Below are 16,907 nucleotides of genomic sequence, written 5' to 3' on the forward strand. Positions count from 1 at the left end.
ATGAGCAAACCAGCGCAAATTCGCGTCAGGCTCAACGAATTTCGGCTGCAATGGAGCGTGCTGACCTTCTACGAGCGCTTCGAGCAGATCGTCACCCACATCCTGAGCGTCGTGATCTCGGTGATCATCGTCGTATCGCTGTGGCAGTTGATTCGGGCGGTCGTGGCGCTATTGCTGTCGGGTGCGCTCAATCCGCTGGATCATGCGATCTTTCAAGCGGTTTTCGGGATGGTGATGACGTTGTTGATCGCGATGGAATTCAAACATTCGATCACCCGCGTCATGTTAAGACGCGATCACATCGTGCAGGTAAAGACAGTGATCCTTGTGGCGATGCTCGCGATAGCACGCAAGTTCATCGTCCTTGACCCAGCCACGGATCCAAGTCGCATTGCCGCACTCGCGGCCGCGCTGATCGCGCTTGGCAGCGTCTACTGGCTAATGCGGCAACGCGACGATCCCGTCGATGCGGCGGTTGCGGAGCGCGCCATGCGGGATCGCGAGAAGCGCGATTGATTCACCCGCTTCCTGTCGAGATCGTCGAGTACCTTGAAGTTTTACGGTCTTCGCACAGACCTGGACAAACCGGGCGAAACCCTATTTTGCGGGCTCTGCGTTCCGCGCGCGACCGGTCAAACCCGGTGGAATTTCTGCCACCATTTGTACGAAAGGCATGCCTTACACCATACGAAACAAGCTGGCATAGACGGAAGCTGAACACTACCATTCAACCTCCATATTCTGTGAGGCCTCCTCTCAGAGGACGCACGCAATGGAACAACTACACCGTCCTCCACAGTTGCAATACCTTAGCTGCCACTCGATCGGTGCGCCGTGCACGGACAGCGCCCTGAATTCGGCGCAATGGATCCTGTGTATCATCCCGGCGGACCGGACCACCGCGCACGCGAACACCGTCCGCAGCAGCGCGCGCTCCTATCAGCATCTAAGCGTCAGCGCGCCGTTCATCGCGATCGTGCCGGCCTGGGCTCGTGTCAAGCTCGTCAATGATGACGATCCGCGCGGCCTTGTCATCGCGCTCCATTGGGCCAGGCTGAGAGAGACCGCTCGAAACGCGCTCGGCACTACGGCGTGCGAGATCCCTTCCTGGTTCAAGGCGTGGGACCCTTTTCTGCGTGAAGCGGGTGACACGCTTACCGCGTTACATGCCGGCAGTAGCCCGGACCCTAGATGCCTCGCCGCGTTCGCCAACGTATTCGCACTTCATCTCGTGCACCGGTATGGGTACACCGCCAATACGCGCGATGCGGGTACGAGCCTCACCCAGTCAAAGCTAAGCGTCGTGGAACATTTCATACACGAGCACATCGCGGACAATATCCAGATCGAGGACCTCGCCGCGCTTCTGCACATGAGCCCGTCGCATTTCGCGCGGGCTTTTAAGAACGCGACAGGGCATCCGCCGCACTTCTACCTGACAACCGAAAGATTGAGATTAGCGCAGTCGATGCTTTCGGAAGGGAGCCTCCCGCTGATCGATATCGCAGCACACGTCGGCTTTCAAACGCAGCAGCATTTCACCGCTGTGTTTCATCGATATGTGGGGTGTACGCCCCGCGCTTTCCGCCTTGCGCATCAATACCCCGACGATGCGGCGATGGGCCTTCGACTGGATCGGTGAGCAACCAACAAGCGCAGAAATCCGACACCTTTGGGCAGGAACTCGAAAGAACAGTGCGCTTCGCGGACGTAGGCTTGATTGGACGCACCGTGTTAGCCGAATCTCCGCGATCCGGCTGAGGAGCCCAAACGATGGACGAACTGCTCGCGCGCACATGGTGGATGCTCGCGCTGCGTGGCGCCGCGGGAATCCTGTTTGCCCTCCTCGCGCTCTGCTGGCCTGGTCTCACGCTGCTGTTTTTGGTCGCGATGTTCGCGGCGTATGCACTCATCGGAGGCGTCGCTGCGGTCAGCGCAGCGATAGGACATCGTTCTATTCACACCGACTGGTGGCTTCCCTTGCTGCTCGGGCTGTGCATGATCGCTTCGGGCCTGATCGCCGTGGTGGCGCCGGGTATCACGGCGCTCGTGCTGATCACCGTGATGGGCGCAAACGCCATCGTCACCGGAGTGCTCGACATCATCGCCTGGGTTCGGCTGAAAAGACGCGGCCGCACGCAGTGGCTGCTGTTGTTCATCGGTAGCCTCTCGGTTCTGTTTGGCATCTTCGTGCTGGCCGTCCCGGGTGCTGGAGCGCTTGCCCTCGTCTGGATGATCGGCACCTACGCGTTCATTACGGGTGCGCTTCTGTTCGTCCTTGGCCTCGGCGCACGGAATTGGCGCAGCGCCGTCCTTCGTGACCAGCAAAACACGCCGCTGCACTCATGAGCGCATCCCGCGCCCGGCGTCTACGTAGTCCGTTGCGCATTTGGAGAACGTCATGAAGAGTAACCTCGCATCGGCCGCAAGGCTGTCGTCATTCATCCTCGCGCTGTCCGCCTGTGGCTTTGCGGCCAGCGGCGCAACTGCGCAGGATGCGCCCATTGCCGGCAAGGCGACGCTCGGGGTGACCGTCACCGAAGAGCAAGTCGTCGCAACAGGTTGGCGCGCATCCAAGATGATTCACACCGATGTCTACAACGAAAAGAACGAAAAAATCGGCCGCGTCGACGACCTGATTATCGCGCCCGATGGCTCGCTTTCGGCCGCGATTATCGACGTCGGCGGCTTTCTCGGCGTCGCAGCGCACCGTGTCGCCATTCCCGTTCAGCAGTTCAAGCAGATAGCGCCGAAGGCAATCCTGGTTGGCGCCAACAAGGACGCCCTCAAGAAACTGCCGGAGTTCGAATATGCCAAGGGCTGACATTGGCTGCGAGCGCTAAGGCGGCAGTCACTGAAGATTCGGGCCGCTCCTACGGCTCATCGGAACAAGGAGCATAGCGATGCTATTGGACCTCGATAAGTGGAACCCCTTTCGCTTCCTGCGCAAGAGTCCCGAGGAAAAGGGCGCAAGCGCGAAGCTGAACGCCCCGCCCTCGCAGCAGGCCCCCGCGCCGGCTACCTCAGAAGCGGCCGCGTCCGCATGGCCGGCGTCGTTCGATGCGGCGCGTTGGCCGCTGCCCGATCCGCTGCATCTTCTCACCGACCTCATACGCGATCCGTTCGGCGGGATGGGACCGATTGGCAACTGGTTCGGCGACTTCAGTCCCAGCCGCTTTCAGCCGCGACTCGACGTGGTCGACGACGGCGACGCGCTTCGCATCGTGGCCGAATTGCCAGGACTTACGCGCGAGGACGTGGAGCTGGAAGTCGTTGAGGACATGCTCGTGCTGACCGGCGAGAAGCGCATCGAATCGAAGAGCGACGAGAAGGGCTGCTACCGAGTGGAGCGGGCGTTCGGACAGTTCCAGCGCGCATTCCGCTGCCCTCTGGCGTTGATCTCGAACGCGCTGAGGCGAATTTCGAGAATGGCGTGCTCACCGTGCGGGTGCCAAAGCCGCGAATGAACCCGCGGCCAAGCGGCGCCTCGAGATCAAATAGCGCGGTGTGCACACGGCGACATCCGACAGCTCGACAGCTTCCATGGCCCTCGACGATACCCCGCCTTCGCGACGGAACTCGTCAGGCTGTGCGCGCATAACGACAGGGACAATCCCCTGTCAACACTACGGAGAACATCATGCCTACTTGCAGCGTTTGCGGCAAACCGGCAACTTCGCAGATCACGATCACCGAAAACGGCCAACGTCGTCAGCTGATGCTGTGCAATGAGCATTACATGGAGTTCATGGCGCGCAATCAGCGCCGTCTGTCGCCGCTTGAGTCCCTCTTTCACGGCGGACTGTTCGACAGTTTGTTCGAAGACATGTGGCCGCAGATCGAAAACGGCCAGGGTAACCGGTCACGTATCGGACGCTCGCCCGGACAATCCGGCGGCTCGGATCAGGGTTCAGACGCCGGTAGCGGGCAAACGGGCGAGTCCGCCGGCGGACACGCAGGCGGCCGGCCGCGCCGGCATCGCCGTGCGCGCGAAGCCGTCGACCTGCAGACGTTCCTGAGCGAAAGCGGCCTGGACCGCTTGCAGGCGGCCGCGCAAACGGCGGTCGAGTTCGGCAAGACCGAAGTCGATACCGAGCACCTGTTGCTCGCACTCGTCAGCAATAACGTGGTGCAGGAGATTTTGCGCGAGTTCAAGCTCGATCCCGAGGAGATCAGGAAGAACATCGATCAGAACGCACCACGCGGCAACCGCGCGCAAAAGACGGACGAAGAACGCATCGGCGTATCGCCGCGCGCGAAGAGTGCGCTTGAAAACGCGCTGACCGCGTCACGAGAACTGGGTCACAGCTACGTTGGACCGGAGCATATCCTGATCGGGCTCGTGGAAGAGGAAGACGGCTTCGCGGGCGAGCTGCTGCGCAAGTACGGGCTATCGTCGCATGCGCTCAGGCAGAGGACGGTCAAGGTAGTTGGCAAGGGCGCCGAGGAAGGCACCGTCGAGGGCCGCTCCACCACGCCGACGCTCGACAAGTACGCGCGAGATCTCAGCGATCTCGCTCGGCGAGGGAAGCTCGATCCGGTGATCGGCCGCGACAAGGAAATCGAAACGACTATCGAAGTCCTTGCGCGTCGGCGCAAGAACAACCCGGTGCTGATCGGCGAACCGGGCGTCGGCAAGACGGCGATCGTCGAAGGACTCGCGCAGCGCATCGCCCAGGACCAAGTGCCAGAGGTGCTGCGTGGCAAGCGCGTCGTTGAGTTGAATATCAACAGCGTGGTGGCGGGGGCAAAGTATCGTGGCGAGTTCGAAGAGCGCGTGAAGCAGGTTCTCGACGAAGTCGTCGAGAACCAGGACCGGCTGATCATCTTTATCGACGAACTGCATACTATCGTCGGTGCTGGCCAGGGCGGCGGCGAAGGCGGGCTCGATATCGGCAACGTCTTCAAGCCGGCGCTCGCGCGCGGCGAATTGCATCTTGTGGGCGCGACGACGCTCAACGAATATCAAAAGTACATCGAGAAAGATTCGGCGCTCGAACGGCGCTTCCAGCCGGTGAACGTGCCCGAGCCGAGCGTCGCGGAGACGATCGAAATCCTGCGAGGACTGCGTGACCGCCTTGAGGCGCATCACAAGGTGAAGATCACCGAGGAGGCTATCGCCGCCGCTGCGAAGCTGTCGGACCGGTATATCGCAGCGCGCTTCTTGCCTGACAAGGCCATCGACCTGCTCGACCAAGCGGCCGCTCGCGTGCGCATTTCGTCGAATTCCCGGCCCGGGCAACTGCATGACATCGAGGCAACCATCCGCCGCACACGTCAGGAACAGGACGCGGCAAGCGCCGCCAAGCAGTTCGACAAGGCAAAGGAACTTGAAGACAAGCTCGTCTCCGAACAGAAGCGGCTTGACAATGCGACCGAAGCTTGGAAGAAGGAACGCGGCACCAGTTCGCAAGAGGTCACAGCGGAGGACATCGCACAGATCGTGGCGTCGCTCACCGGCGTGCCGGTGTCTGAACTCACCGCCGAGGACCGCGAGAAGCTCCTGCGTCTCGAAGACCGCCTGAAGGAACGCGTGATCGGTCAGGACGAGGCCGTCAGCGCCGTCGCGAAGGCAGTCCGACTCTCACGCGCCGGTCTCACCGAAGGCGGCAAGCCGACCGCGAGCTTTCTCTTTCTCGGACCGACTGGCGTGGGCAAGACCGAGCTCGCCAAAGCGCTCGCCGCAACGGTGTTCGGCGACGAGAACGCGCTCGTGCGCATCGACATGAGCGAGTACGCCGAGCGGCATACCGTAGCCCGGCTGGTGGGCGCGCCTCCGGGTTATGTCGGCTATGAGGAAGGCGGCCAGCTGACTGAGCGTGTGCGACGCCGCCCGTATAGCGTGGTGTTGCTCGACGAGATTGAAAAGGCGCATTCGGAGGTGCACAACATCCTGTTGCAGCTCTTCGACGAAGGCCGCCTCACCGACGGCAAGGGCCGTCTCGTCGATTTCACGAACACGATCATTATCGCGACGAGCAATATCGGTTCGCAGGTGATCCAGGACAACCTGCGCTCGGACAAGAAGCAACTCGACTACCCCGCGCTGCGCGACCGTCTGATGGAAATACTGCGGCATCACTTCAGGCCCGAGTTCCTGAACCGGGTCGATGAAGTCGTCGTGTTCCATGCGCTCGGCAAGGAGCAAATCCGTAGCATTGTGGATCTGCAACTCGCGCGTGTGCAACGCACTGCGGCCGGGCAGAACATTGAGTTGTCGTTCGACAATTCGCTGCGTAATCATCTCGCGGAGATCGGCTATGACCCCGAGTTCGGCGCACGGATGCTCAAGCGTAAGATCCGGGCTGAAGTGGAATCGCAACTCGCCGATGCGCTGCTGCGGGGGGACGTTCGCGACGGCGACAAGGTCACAATGACCTACGACTCAGGTTCCCACTCTGTACGTGTACAAAAGGGCTCAGCACCCGCAGAAGCGACGAAGGAAGGGGCGAAGGAAGAACCGGCGCATACGTGAGTCCGGCATTGCGTGAACGGGACGCCGCCCTCACGGGCGGCGTCCCGTTCACGATTCAAGTTCACCTACGACAATCTCGTCGCGATAGCACCAGATCCAGGTTTCGCCGGGCTCGATTGAGCGCACCAGCGGATGGCCGGTCGCGTGAAAATGCTTGCTTGCGTGCCGGTTGGGCGACGAATCGCAACAGCCAACGTGTCCGCATGAAAGACACAGCCGCAAATGTACCCACGGCTGGCGAAGCTTGATGCACTCCTCGCAATAGTCGGTGGACGTGTGGAGGATGCGGGCCTCGTTTAGATGCGTGCAACCAGGGGTCATGATTGTACTCCTCGGACAGGCGCGCGCAGGCATGCGAAACAAGTTGCGCCGACGCTCACGCGCTATTTAAATAGCGATGCACCAGCGCGACAGCCATCGCCCCTTCGCCGACTGCCGACGCGACACGTTTGATCGACCCGTGACGCACGTCGCCCGCTGCGAAAACGCCAGGCATACAGGTCTCCAAATGTAGCGGCGCGCGCTCGAGCGGCCATTTCAGACTCGACCGATATTCCTGCAAGTCGGGACCCGTCACTAGATAACCGGCTTCATCTCGGACAATGCCAACCTCCTGTGCCCATTCAGTCTGGGGCACGCCGCCTATACAGACGAATAGCCAATTTGTCTTTACCGAGATTTGCCGTCCCGTGCGCACATCGGTCAGCGTAATTTCCTGCAGCGTGTCACTACCTGCGAGCGCGGTCACTTCGGTGCTGGTCCGAACTTCAATGTTCGGCGCCGCCGTGATGCGATCCACCAAGTACTGGGACAACGTGTTCTTGAGCGAGGTGTCACGCACGAGCATATAGACGCGATTGGCCGATTGCGAAAAGTGCATAGCGGCTTGTCCCGCCGAATTGCCGCCTCCCACCACATAGACGTCTTCGCCATGGATCAGCGCTGCATCGCTCGCGCCGGCACCGTAGTAAAGGCCAGCGCCGAGAAAGCGCGCTTCACCTTCGAGGCCGAGCGTGCGATATGCCACGCCGGTCGCGCAGATCGACGTGCGCGCCGTAATACGTGTGCCGTCCTCCAGATACACGATGCCCTGGCCGGGCGGAAACTCCGCGCGCACGCCGGCGCGCGCTATCAGGATGTCCGCGCCGAACTTGATGGCCTGGTCGCGCGCCCGTTCAGCCAGCTCGGCGCCGGACACGCCGTCCGGGAAGCCCAGATAGTTCTCGATTTTTGAAGTACTGCCTGCCTGACCCCCCAGTGCCCAGCGCTCCACCAGTACGGTATGCAATCCTTCCGATGCTCCGTATACGGCCGCGCTCAATCCCGCTGGACCCGCGCCGTAAATCGCCAGATCGTAGGCGTCCCGGGATGGACTCGCGAACCAGCCAAGCTTCTCAGTGATTTGCCGCACGGTGGGACATTCGAGCCGGGTGCCGTCGTGGAAGACGCAGACTGGCAAGCGGGAGTCGGAAAGATGCTGCACATGCGCGAGCTTCTCAGCTTCTTCATCGCTGCCGAGTTCGATCCATTCGAACGGTATGTCGCAGCGATGGAGGAAGTCGCGTATAGCGTAGCCATTAGCGCTGCGCATGCGTCCATAGATCCTGACCATGAACTTGTCCGTCCTTTGAGGACTTTGCGGAGTTTCTTTCGCTTCATACCCTTCACTAGCTAGCAACCCGCGCTCGATAACAGCGGTAAATACCTCGACACGTTAGACGCAGTGTAAGCATGTGTCTTTCGCAATTCTGCCGGGTTTTGTCGTCTTTCTGCCGACGCTTACTGACCATCCGTCGGCTCCGGTTCCGTATCACGGCGTCAATCTGGAAGCACGAACTCGGTACGCATGTTTTCGATCGCCTTCTGGACGTAATGTACGCAATCCGCACCGAGGTCATTGAGCGGCACGATGTTCCAGTTACGGCCGGATGCGTCGGGTGGATGCCGCTCGGGTAGCGGTATACGCACGTGCAAAGCTCCCGGCGCGTCAGCGGCGATTTTCGCGATGCGGTTTTGCAGTTCCTCGCGAATTTGCTCAGCGGTTCGAACGGTTTTCGGCATGGTCTGCCTCCTCCATTGGTCGCACTTCGTGATCGTGACTGAATGGGCGCATACGTTCCTCTTGTATGAGCATCTGCCAGCGATGTTTTGAGTCTAGTCGCTAATTGGGACAGGCGCCGACTAGAGCAATGACCGACCTGCCCGCTGATGAGAGACGCAGTAAAAAGGCGGTCCGTTCTTCCGGACCGTAAGCGACTGGCCGGCAGCGGCGATGGAACGGGTGACCGCAGGATCGTGACACATATGAGCAGAAACCGGAAAGAAGCGCGCGCGGGGTCATGGCTAGACTGCCAGTAGAGTTGATCCTGTCGATATGATCTGACGCCGACGCTTCCACGCGTCTATGGCAGCGCTTCTCGGCTCGAGTCAAAGACACAAGGAGCAAACATGCCTGATACGGAAATCGCACCTCGAAAAGCCCGGCAGCATGACGAGCAAATTTCCCGGCGCAAGCTGTTCGAACCCGTAAAGGTGGGACCGTACAACCTTCGTCATCGTGTCATCATGGCGCCGCTGACGCGTTCGCGCGCGAACCGACCAGGCAACACTCCGTCGCAGCTCAACGCCTGCTATTACGCGCAGCGCGCAACGGCCTCGCTCATCATCAGCGAGGCGACCCAGGTGTCGATGCAGGGACAAGGCTACGCATGGACGCCTGGGATACATAACCCGGGTCAGGTCGAAGGATGGCGGCACGTGGCGGACGCCGTGCACGAGGCGGGCGGGTTGATGTTCATGCAGTTATGGCACGTAGGACGCATATCACACCCCTCATTGCAGCCCGATGAAATGCTGCCGGTTGCACCCTCTGCGGTCCAGCCGAAAGCGGAGGCATTCATTGAGAACGAGCGGGGCGAAGGTGTCGTCGCGCCATGCGTCAAGCCTCGCGCGCTACAGGCCGAAGAGCTGCCGTATCTCGTGCGCCAATACTTCAGAGGTGCGCGCAACGCCAAGGCTGCCGGTATGGACGGCGTCGAAGTACATGGCGCGAACGGATATCTGCTCGACCAGTTCCTTTTGTCCGGCACGAACCGCCGCACGGACGAATACGGCGGATCGAGCGAGCGACGGGCCAAGCTGCTGTTCGAGGTGATCGAGACGGTTTGCGAAGTGTGGGGGCCGGAAAAGGTCGGCGTGCGGCTCTCCCCTCTTGGCACCTTCAACGACATGCACGACGACGATCCCGAAGCGACCTTTTCGTACGTCATCGAAAAGCTCAATCAATACGGGCTGGCTTATTTGCACATCGTCAATCCCATGCTCGCGGCGACCGGTGAGGATGTTGCTTTCATCGAGCGCGCGAAACGCATGAGCCAGATGATACGCCGCACTTATCGCGGTGTGCTGATGGTCGCCGGCGGGTTCGACGGCGGCAGCGCGGAAAAATGGCTTGAGGACGGCAACGCGGACCTGATCGCGTTCGGGCGTTTGTTCATCGCAAATCCCGACCTGCCGGAGCGTCTCCGGTCACTTGCTCCGCTCAATTCGCCGGACCCGTCCACGTTCTACGGGGGCGGCGAGCGCGGATATACCGACTATCCGTCGCTCGCGCAGGAGCGCGGCGAAGCCCCCCGGACCGTCACCGATGGACGCTGGAGGTAATCCAACCTTCCTGCGGTCCTTCGTGCGCGGCGGCGATGGCTTTCCGACACAAACGAGACCGGTGCCTGCGAGCGCTAGTCCGTGCATACTTGAGAGATCGCCATGATCGACTGCCACGGCAGAGGGGCATCGGAGTAAATGTGATGCGCGTACATGACGAGGTGCGCTCGACGTGCAAGGGCCTCAAAGAGAACACTGGATGCGACAATTCTCGCGTGCTGACTGTGCGGCGTGTCGAAGTGCTGGAGCTCAGCGCTATCGCGAAGGCGATACAAGAATGCGATCGGCAAATTGAATTGCAAACGGATCGGTTGGTACGACAAACAAAGGCCGGGATCGACTCATCCCATTCCCGAACTCTGCTTCGTATTTATCACTCTAGCCTAGCCGCGCTAGAACGATCAAGGGAAGCCATGCAGATGCAGCAGATCTATCGTTCCAGATTTCGGGCGCGCTGACGACTCCTGCTCGGCGGAGCAGCCGCAGACCTGGCCCAGCACTAGCACTCGGGCTAAAACCATATTGCACAAGTCGCTGGGATGCGTCCATAGCTTACCGTCGATCGCCGGACCGACAGGCGCAACGAGCAGGACAGGACGTTAGCGTCAGAAAGAAGGCGCTGATAAATCGGGAGACCAGCCGTCCCACAGGTACGCCTGCGGGTTTATCGACGCCGTCAGCCGCCAGGCTGTTTCTGCGGCTCAGCCGTCTTGCAGTCGCCTCGTCATGAGATGAATATGAAAGCGGTTGTATATCGCGGTCCTCGCCAAGTCGCCATAGAAGATGTGCGTGATCCCAGGATCGAGCGTCCGACCGACGCTATCGTCAGAATCACCAGTACCAACATCTGCGGGTCCGACCTACACATGTACGAGGGTCGAACAGACTTCGAGCAAGGTCGCATCTTCGGTCACGAAAACCTGGGCGTGGTTCAAGAGGTAGGCCCGGCGGTAGAGCGGATCAAACCCGGAGACTGGGTGTGCCTGCCATTCAATGTAAGTTGCGGCCACTGCGTCAACTGCGAGCGCGGCCTCACCGCGTTCTGCCTGAGCGCAAACCAGCCGGGGATCGCGGGCGGCGCCTTCGGATTTGCGGACATGGGGCCATGGCCCGGCGGACAGGCCGAATATCTTCGGGTGCCCTGGGCTGACTTCATGTCTTTGAAGTTGCCGCCGGACGCAGAGCAGAAGCAGACCGACTACGTGATGTGCGCCGACATCTTCCCGACCGGTTGGCACGCCACCGAACTAGCCGGCATGCGGCCCGGCGACGCGGTGGTGATCTACGGCTCGGGACCGGTGGGTCTGATGGCTGCTCACTCCGCGATGATCAAGGGAGCCCGCAGCGTTATGGTGGTGGACTGCCATCCCGACCGGCTCAAGCTTGCGGAGTCGATCGGCGCGATTGGAATCGATTATTCGAAGGAAGATCCGGTGCAACGAATCATGGACCTAACGCAAGGCATGGGCGCGGACGTGGGTTGCGAATGCGTCGGCTACCAATGCCACGATCCGACTCCGCACCGCCACGAAAACCCCAATCTGACGATGAACAACCTGGTGTCGTCGGTGAAGTTCACCGGCGGGATCGGCGTGGTCGGCGTGTTCGTGCCAGAGGATCCGGGCGCGCAGGACGAACTGGCCAAGCAAGGAAGGATCGCGTTCGATTGGGGCAAGTGCTGGTTCAAAGGCCAGCACATCGCCACTGGCCAGTGCAACGTCAAGGCATACAACCGACAGTTGCGCGACCTGATACACGCGGGCCGAGCGAAGCCATCGTTCATCGTGTCGCATGAATTGAAACTCGACGAGGCGCCTGACGCCTATCAACACTTTGACGTGCGGGAGCACGGCTGGACCAAGGTGGTCTTGCACCCCGGAGGGTAGCGAAGTGAAGCGACGATCGTAGGCGCACGCGGGCTCGAGCCAATCGCTCATCGAGCTCTCCTTGGGAACGCGAACCGGCCATCGCGATTCGGGCAATGCTCGCATGGCGCTGTTCCGCGACTCATGGGCACGTGTGGGATGAGCGCAAGCGCTGCGAACAATCTCATCGATCCCGCTGCACAGGCCGGGCCGCGCAGCGACAGAATCCGCCTCGTCGCCTCGCCTGTTCATTAAGTTCGGCTTGAAAACGGCTTGCGATTCGATACCAGTCGTCAACTTTAATGCTGAAGCAAAGTGGCCGTCTCACTGTCCGACATGGATCTAGACGAAGGTCCATTTATGGCAGCTTGTCGTCGGCCGCCAACTTACGCCCAGACGAACGCGTCGGGTACCGTGCCTAGCCTTCCATTGCGTCTCGTGCGCGTTTCAAGGCAACAAGCGTCCTATGCAGGCAGAGAAGCACCGCTCGAGACTCTTTTGGCTCAAGCCCCGTCTGCATTTGTCTCGCCAGCCGCTCGCACTGCGCTTCGATTTGTCTATGGCAATCGTTGATCTGCCGACTGATCGCCGTTAACTCCGATTGATCCTCGCGTATGAGCCCCATTTGGCCTCCGTTGCGTAGGCGTAAGCAACTAGAGGATGCCATAGTCGGGCGACGACGAATACATCAATTTGTGACAGCCCAAACGACTTGAGTGCGGCGTGAAGACTATGCAACCTCAGACATCAATAACGCTCATCGCCCCGTTGCAGCGTTCACGCGCGCGTGTCAACAGTCGCTTTCATAAGAATGCCAGCCATGTAAGCAGCGCGAGCTTCGATACCGCTCAGACTCCGAGTGTTCATTGATCATGCGGTAATGAGGCTGATGGACAGGCTCGGTTACGTGCGCAACGCTTATCCCACGGTCTATTTGGAGTGCTGAGTGGTGCAACGTCTCCAGCCGAAGTCCAGTACCCTTTTCCGTCGGCAAAGATATGCCGACTCTGTCTTCTTCGCATATGCTGTGACCGGCCGATGATCGATGAAAAGCCGACGTTCCGTTGGCCGGATAGATTCATCTTCGAATGACGCTTAGTGGCCGACAGCACTCATTAGGTCGTTGACGCACGCTTCGCGACACGTGGGGCGACTCGACCGGTAGAGAACAGCGGCGTCGATCAAAAAATTGAGCTTTGCAGACGGCTATTGAGATAACTACCCTTCTCTTGATAGCACTTTTGTCCCGTCAATCTGCGCTTCACGAAAACGAGTCTATGCCGGCGGCACCCGCCCGAATCCGCCGAAGCCGTAGGACCCCATGGTTAGTGCGCTTGGGTGCATGGCCTGTCCCACACCAACCATAGGCTGCCTATCTTGCGCTAAGGTGACTTCATAAGGCTGACCGTCGAACCTGTCGATTGCAGTGAGGTGGCGATTTCCCGCGAACGACGTAAAAACAAGCGTTTGGAGGAGCTCAAAACAAAGCGGGCGGTCAGCAGCCTCGAAAGCCGCTCCCGCCCGCAAACCTTCAAACTCTCGTCGTTCTTACTTCTGAACGATGGTCGCCTTGTTGAGCGCGCCGCCCTGGTTGATGACCGCCGCGTTGCCCACACCGGTCTGGTTCGTCGTGCCCGTGTTCAGGAAGCCAACTTGCGTGATCGATGCAGTGTTGTACGAACCGGCTTGCGAACCGTTGGCAATGTTCCCGTCGCCGATCTGCGCGATGGTCAGCTCTTCCTTCGTTCCCGACTGCGACGCCTTGATGTCGTTGTAGCCGCCGAGCTGGCCTGCCAGAAGCGTGGATTCGAACGCGGCCTGCTGCGTCAGGTCCATCTTGTTGTGGCCGCCGACTTGCGCTGCAACGACGAGGTTGTCGCTGCCGTAGTTCTGACGCGCCGCTGCCTTGTTGGTGTCGCCGATCTGGACCATGAAAGCCGTGTCGTTCGACGAACGGATCTGGTCGACATAGCCTTCGTTGTATCGCGGGCCGGTCTGGATGATCGTCGTCGTGTCGTTGCTGGCGCGGCTCTGGTTGATCTGAGCGTAGTGCGGTGCGCTGCCGCCGCTTTGCACGACCGTGTTAGTGTTGTAGCCGCCGTTTTCCGAATGGATCTGCGAACGCGCTGCATCGCTTTGCTTGATCGACGCATTGTCGCCGACTTCCGCCCATTGCTCGATCTTGCCGTCCGTGCCGCCGCCCGTCTGCTCGATACGCGCGCGGTTGTAGCCGCCGTCACGTTGCTCGACCGTCGCGATGCCGCCGTTCTTGCCTTGCAGGATGTCGACGGTGTTGGCAACCGTGTTGGTCTGCGTGACCGTCGCCGTGGCGCCGTCGGTCGAGCCTGAGGTCTTGCCCGTGGTGCCCTGGTCGATGTTGACCGTGTTGTAGCTCGAGCCGCTGCGCGTGATGGTCGCCGCTGCATTCTTGCCGGTTTGGTTGATCATGTCGGTGTCGTACATCGAAGACGTCTGCGAAACCTTCGCGGTGAGCTTGCTGCCGGTCTGCGTGATCGTCGTCCTTTCGCCGATCGTCTGCTTTTCCGTGACGGTCGCGTTCAGATCCGACGTCGCGGTGCTGGTCGCGGTCTGCTTGATGTCGGTCACGTTGTAGCTGCCGCCGTCCGAGTCTACGGTGGCCTTCGCGCCGTTGGCGAACTGATTTACGTTGACGCGGTCGTTGTGCGAATTCGCCTGCGTCACGTCGGCCGTGTTGCCATTGCCGACCTGGTTGACCGTCGCGCTTCCGAAGCTCGAATCAGCGAATGCCGACGTCGATGCCAGTGCTGCCAGACCCATAGCGATGATGATTGCCTTGACTTTCATTTTTATGCCTCGTCGATTGAAGTTTTATGGCTACAACAATTTCGTTACCCTAATGGACGACAGCCCCCGCTGCCGACCGATCCACACACCCCACCACAGCTTTCCGGTCTCCTCGCCCCGGCATCGCCGGGAAGGATATTGCTTACTTCATAAGAACTGCCGCTCTCGCGCCACCGGTCTGCGTGACCGACAGTCCCGAGCCGTTCCGGTTCTGCAGGATGGAAATCTCGTTGTTGGCGCCGAGCTGCGTCACCTGCGACGACATCGAGTTTCCAATCTGCGTGACCGTTGCTTCGTTACCGCTGCCGTTCTGCACCGCGATCGAACGGTTGTACTGACCCGCCTGATAGCCCGTGTACTGGTTCGCGACGCCGCTTTGCTGCAGCACCGTCCAGTTGTCGTTGCCCGCCTGCGCCGTCGCGGCCGCATTGGCGATGCCCATCTGATTCGCCATCAAGCCGTTCTGACCGGCTTGTGCCGCGTTCAGACGGTTTCCTGTGCCTTGCTGCGATACCCTCGCCACCTGCGTCGCACCGCCGAAGCCCGGCTCGGGCGGACCGAAGTCCGACACCGACGACAGATCCGCGGCATACACCGCGAGCGACACGGCCGCGCCGAGCGCTGCACACAGCGCGGCTTTCGATGCGCGCAGTGATTTCATGGTCTCCTCCAAAAATATGCGTTCAACTGCCGATAGTCTTCGGCGGATCGATTCTCTCCGCGCTATACGGCGGATTCACGCTTTCCATCGTCTGCGCGTAGCCCTGGTTTTCCTGCAAGTAGCGCTGCATCGTCGGGTCGTACCAGTCCTTCATGTCCTTGAGCGACCACGTCTGATTCGCCACGCCCTGCACGATCAGATGCACCAGCGCCGACTCGATCGCCTCGTTCACGCAAAGCTGCTGCGGCTCATTGCGCGTCATGCCGGCCTCGGCCTGCAACAGATCCTTGAAGCCGATGAAGCGGTACACGCCCGTATCGATCTGAATCGAGTAGATGGTCTTGGTCGTCGAGACGCTGTTCAGGATCGTGCCGTTGCGGATATCGACCGCGCGCAGATTCACCGTCACCTGGTCGACGCGATACTGCTGGGATGCCGATATCCCCAGATACGCGACGCCTGCGCCGCCCGTGCGGATGTTCGTGTCATACCCGACGATGCCGCCTTCGAGCACGATGCTCGCGGGCGCCAGTGCGCCGATCTGCGGAATCCCGTTCTTCTTGTCTTCGGGCGTTTCCAGAGCGCGCATGATCTTGCGCTCGGTCAGCAGGTCCTGAAGGTTCTCGCGCTCGACCGGCGTGAACCAGCCGGAATCGCGCATTGCCTTCACGAGAAACGATGCGCCGCCCTGCGTCACCTGCGACGAGAACGAGCTGTCCGGCGACGGCTTGTACTGGCCGGTCAGATCGCGAAAGCCGTACACTGCGGCGACGATCCTGCCCTTGGGCGAGGGCAGATGCGTGAGATCGCGTGTCACGCGCGTCGGCGGCGTGAGCGTGGCGTTGCCGGCGGAAGGCATCGGCGTCGTCACGCAACCCGTGAGCAGCGCCGACGCGATGACGACGGCGCCCATCGCGGTGGTTCTGAAAGCATTCTTGTTCATTTCGTGTGTGCTCTCGTATTACTGGCCGTTGCCGACGATGAACGTCGTGGATGCGCCCGTGGTCTTGTCGGTCGTCGTCACTTGCAGATTGCCGCCCGTGACTTGCGTGATCGCGATCGAGAAGTTGCCCGTGTTGATCGTGCCCGGGTGCAGCGTGCCGTCCGTGCCGACGATCGAGCTCGAAATCGATGACGCCACGCGCGACAGAATCGCCTGCTGAAGTTGCGTGTTGAACTGATCGAGCGTCGACTGGCTGCCCATGCCGAGATTCTCGGTCGACGGGTCCTTGTACTTGTTCTGCGCGTTCGCTTCGTTGAGCAGGTTGGTGCCGTTCAGCGGATTGCCGCCGAAATTCGGATTCACCGGCTCGTACACGAGTGCCGTGGCGTTCGCGGCGAGCGGCATCGTCAGCGCGCAGGCGAGCAGCGCGCGTTGCAGGAGCGCATTCGTTTTCATCGTGATTTCCCGTATGTT

Annotated in this window: 14 protein-coding genes and 1 pseudogene; 8 read left to right on the plus strand and 7 right to left on the minus strand. The window is 60.6% G+C overall.

Annotated features, from left to right (window positions below; translation table 11 throughout):
- From AC1Z32_RS39070 to AC1Z32_RS39095, 6 genes and pseudogenes are all read left to right on the plus strand, one after another.
- A complete protein-coding gene (locus tag AC1Z32_RS39070) occupies positions 1–516 on the plus strand; it encodes a phosphate-starvation-inducible PsiE family protein (protein WP_483484220.1) in 516 nt (171 codons plus the stop codon).
- A gap of 256 nt (positions 517–772) precedes the next feature.
- Positions 773–1,642: a helix-turn-helix transcriptional regulator gene (locus AC1Z32_RS39075; RefSeq protein ID WP_483484221.1), complete on the plus strand. Its 870-nt coding sequence runs from the start codon at positions 773–775 to the stop codon at positions 1,640–1,642.
- Between the two features lie 131 nt (positions 1,643–1,773).
- Positions 1,774–2,349 (plus strand): HdeD family acid-resistance protein, encoded by a 576-nt coding sequence (locus AC1Z32_RS39080; RefSeq protein WP_483484222.1) that lies wholly within the window; start codon positions 1,774–1,776, stop codon positions 2,347–2,349.
- Between the two features lie 52 nt (positions 2,350–2,401).
- Positions 2,402–2,824 carry a PRC-barrel domain-containing protein gene (locus tag AC1Z32_RS39085; RefSeq protein ID WP_483484223.1) on the plus strand — a complete coding sequence of 141 codons (423 nt, stop codon included), beginning with the start codon at positions 2,402–2,404 and terminating at the stop codon, positions 2,822–2,824.
- 307 nt (positions 2,825–3,131) lie between these two features.
- Positions 3,132–3,601 (plus strand): annotated as a pseudogene (locus AC1Z32_RS39090) (Hsp20/alpha crystallin family protein).
- A 39-nt stretch (positions 3,602–3,640) separates the two neighbouring features.
- Positions 3,641–6,475, plus strand: coding sequence for an ATP-dependent Clp protease ATP-binding subunit (locus tag AC1Z32_RS39095; protein WP_483484224.1), 2,835 nt, complete (start codon positions 3,641–3,643; stop codon positions 6,473–6,475).
- Positions 6,476–6,523: 48 nt separating this feature from the next.
- On the opposite strand, the gene AC1Z32_RS39100 is transcribed toward AC1Z32_RS39095, so the two are convergent.
- From AC1Z32_RS39100 to AC1Z32_RS39110, 3 genes are all read right to left on the minus strand, one after another.
- A complete protein-coding gene (locus AC1Z32_RS39100; protein ID WP_483484225.1) occupies positions 6,524–6,796 on the minus strand; it encodes a UBP-type zinc finger domain-containing protein in 273 nt (90 codons plus the stop codon).
- A 55-nt stretch (positions 6,797–6,851) separates the two neighbouring features.
- Positions 6,852–8,087 carry an NAD(P)/FAD-dependent oxidoreductase gene (locus tag AC1Z32_RS39105; RefSeq protein ID WP_483484226.1) on the minus strand — a complete coding sequence of 412 codons (1,236 nt, stop codon included), beginning with the start codon at positions 8,085–8,087 and terminating at the stop codon, positions 6,852–6,854.
- A gap of 206 nt (positions 8,088–8,293) precedes the next feature.
- Complete coding sequence (locus AC1Z32_RS39110) at positions 8,294–8,536, minus strand: BTB/POZ domain-containing protein (protein WP_483484227.1); 243 nt, start codon at positions 8,534–8,536, stop codon at positions 8,294–8,296.
- 387 nt (positions 8,537–8,923) lie between these two features.
- Between AC1Z32_RS39110 and AC1Z32_RS39115 the strand changes: the two genes are divergently transcribed.
- Entirely contained in the window at positions 8,924–10,138 is a 1,215-nt protein-coding gene (locus tag AC1Z32_RS39115; RefSeq protein ID WP_483484228.1) for an alkene reductase, read from the plus strand.
- 737 nt (positions 10,139–10,875) lie between these two features.
- The gene (locus AC1Z32_RS39120) at positions 10,876–12,024 is read left to right on the plus strand and encodes a glutathione-independent formaldehyde dehydrogenase (protein WP_483484229.1); all 1,149 of its coding nucleotides are present in this window, start codon (positions 10,876–10,878) and stop codon (positions 12,022–12,024) included.
- A 1,527-nt stretch (positions 12,025–13,551) separates the two neighbouring features.
- On the opposite strand, the gene AC1Z32_RS39125 is transcribed toward AC1Z32_RS39120, so the two are convergent.
- The 4 genes from AC1Z32_RS39125 to AC1Z32_RS39140 form a co-directional block, all read right to left on the minus strand.
- Positions 13,552–14,829, minus strand: coding sequence for a hypothetical protein (locus AC1Z32_RS39125; protein WP_483484230.1), 1,278 nt, complete (start codon positions 14,827–14,829; stop codon positions 13,552–13,554).
- A 142-nt stretch (positions 14,830–14,971) separates the two neighbouring features.
- Positions 14,972–15,490, minus strand: a complete 519-nt coding sequence (locus AC1Z32_RS39130) for a hypothetical protein (RefSeq protein ID WP_483484231.1) — start codon at positions 15,488–15,490, stop codon at positions 14,972–14,974.
- Between the two features lie 22 nt (positions 15,491–15,512).
- The gene (locus tag AC1Z32_RS39135; RefSeq protein ID WP_483484232.1) at positions 15,513–16,433 is read right to left on the minus strand and encodes a CsgG/HfaB family protein; all 921 of its coding nucleotides are present in this window, start codon (positions 16,431–16,433) and stop codon (positions 15,513–15,515) included.
- Between the two features lie 18 nt (positions 16,434–16,451).
- On the minus strand, positions 16,452–16,889 hold the full coding sequence (locus tag AC1Z32_RS39140; protein WP_483484233.1) for a curli assembly protein CsgF: 438 nt from the start codon (positions 16,887–16,889) through the stop codon (positions 16,452–16,454).
- Positions 16,890–16,907: the final 18 nt, after the last annotated feature.

Source organism: Caballeronia sp. 11_S32 (assembly GCF_056930355.1).

Coding starts and splice junctions, on each gene's coding strand:
- AC1Z32_RS39135 (WP_483484232.1), bottom strand. CDS start 16,433: ATGAACAAGAATGCTTTCAGAACCACCGCGATGGGCGCCGTCGTCATC.
- AC1Z32_RS39075 (WP_483484221.1), top strand. CDS start 773: ATGGAACAACTACACCGTCCTCCACAGTTGCAATACCTTAGCTGCCAC.
- AC1Z32_RS39125 (WP_483484230.1), bottom strand. CDS start 14,829: ATGAAAGTCAAGGCAATCATCATCGCTATGGGTCTGGCAGCACTGGCA.
- AC1Z32_RS39115 (WP_483484228.1), top strand. CDS start 8,924: ATGCCTGATACGGAAATCGCACCTCGAAAAGCCCGGCAGCATGACGAG.
- AC1Z32_RS39140 (WP_483484233.1), bottom strand. CDS start 16,889: ATGAAAACGAATGCGCTCCTGCAACGCGCGCTGCTCGCCTGCGCGCTG.
- AC1Z32_RS39105 (WP_483484226.1), bottom strand. CDS start 8,087: ATGGTCAGGATCTATGGACGCATGCGCAGCGCTAATGGCTACGCTATA.
- AC1Z32_RS39100 (WP_483484225.1), bottom strand. CDS start 6,796: ATGACCCCTGGTTGCACGCATCTAAACGAGGCCCGCATCCTCCACACG.
- AC1Z32_RS39130 (WP_483484231.1), bottom strand. CDS start 15,490: ATGAAATCACTGCGCGCATCGAAAGCCGCGCTGTGTGCAGCGCTCGGC.
- AC1Z32_RS39095 (WP_483484224.1), top strand. CDS start 3,641: ATGCCTACTTGCAGCGTTTGCGGCAAACCGGCAACTTCGCAGATCACG.
- AC1Z32_RS39070 (WP_483484220.1), top strand. CDS start 1: ATGAGCAAACCAGCGCAAATTCGCGTCAGGCTCAACGAATTTCGGCTG.
- AC1Z32_RS39110 (WP_483484227.1), bottom strand. CDS start 8,536: ATGCCGAAAACCGTTCGAACCGCTGAGCAAATTCGCGAGGAACTGCAA.
- AC1Z32_RS39085 (WP_483484223.1), top strand. CDS start 2,402: ATGAAGAGTAACCTCGCATCGGCCGCAAGGCTGTCGTCATTCATCCTC.
- AC1Z32_RS39080 (WP_483484222.1), top strand. CDS start 1,774: ATGGACGAACTGCTCGCGCGCACATGGTGGATGCTCGCGCTGCGTGGC.
- AC1Z32_RS39120 (WP_483484229.1), top strand. CDS start 10,876: ATGAAAGCGGTTGTATATCGCGGTCCTCGCCAAGTCGCCATAGAAGAT.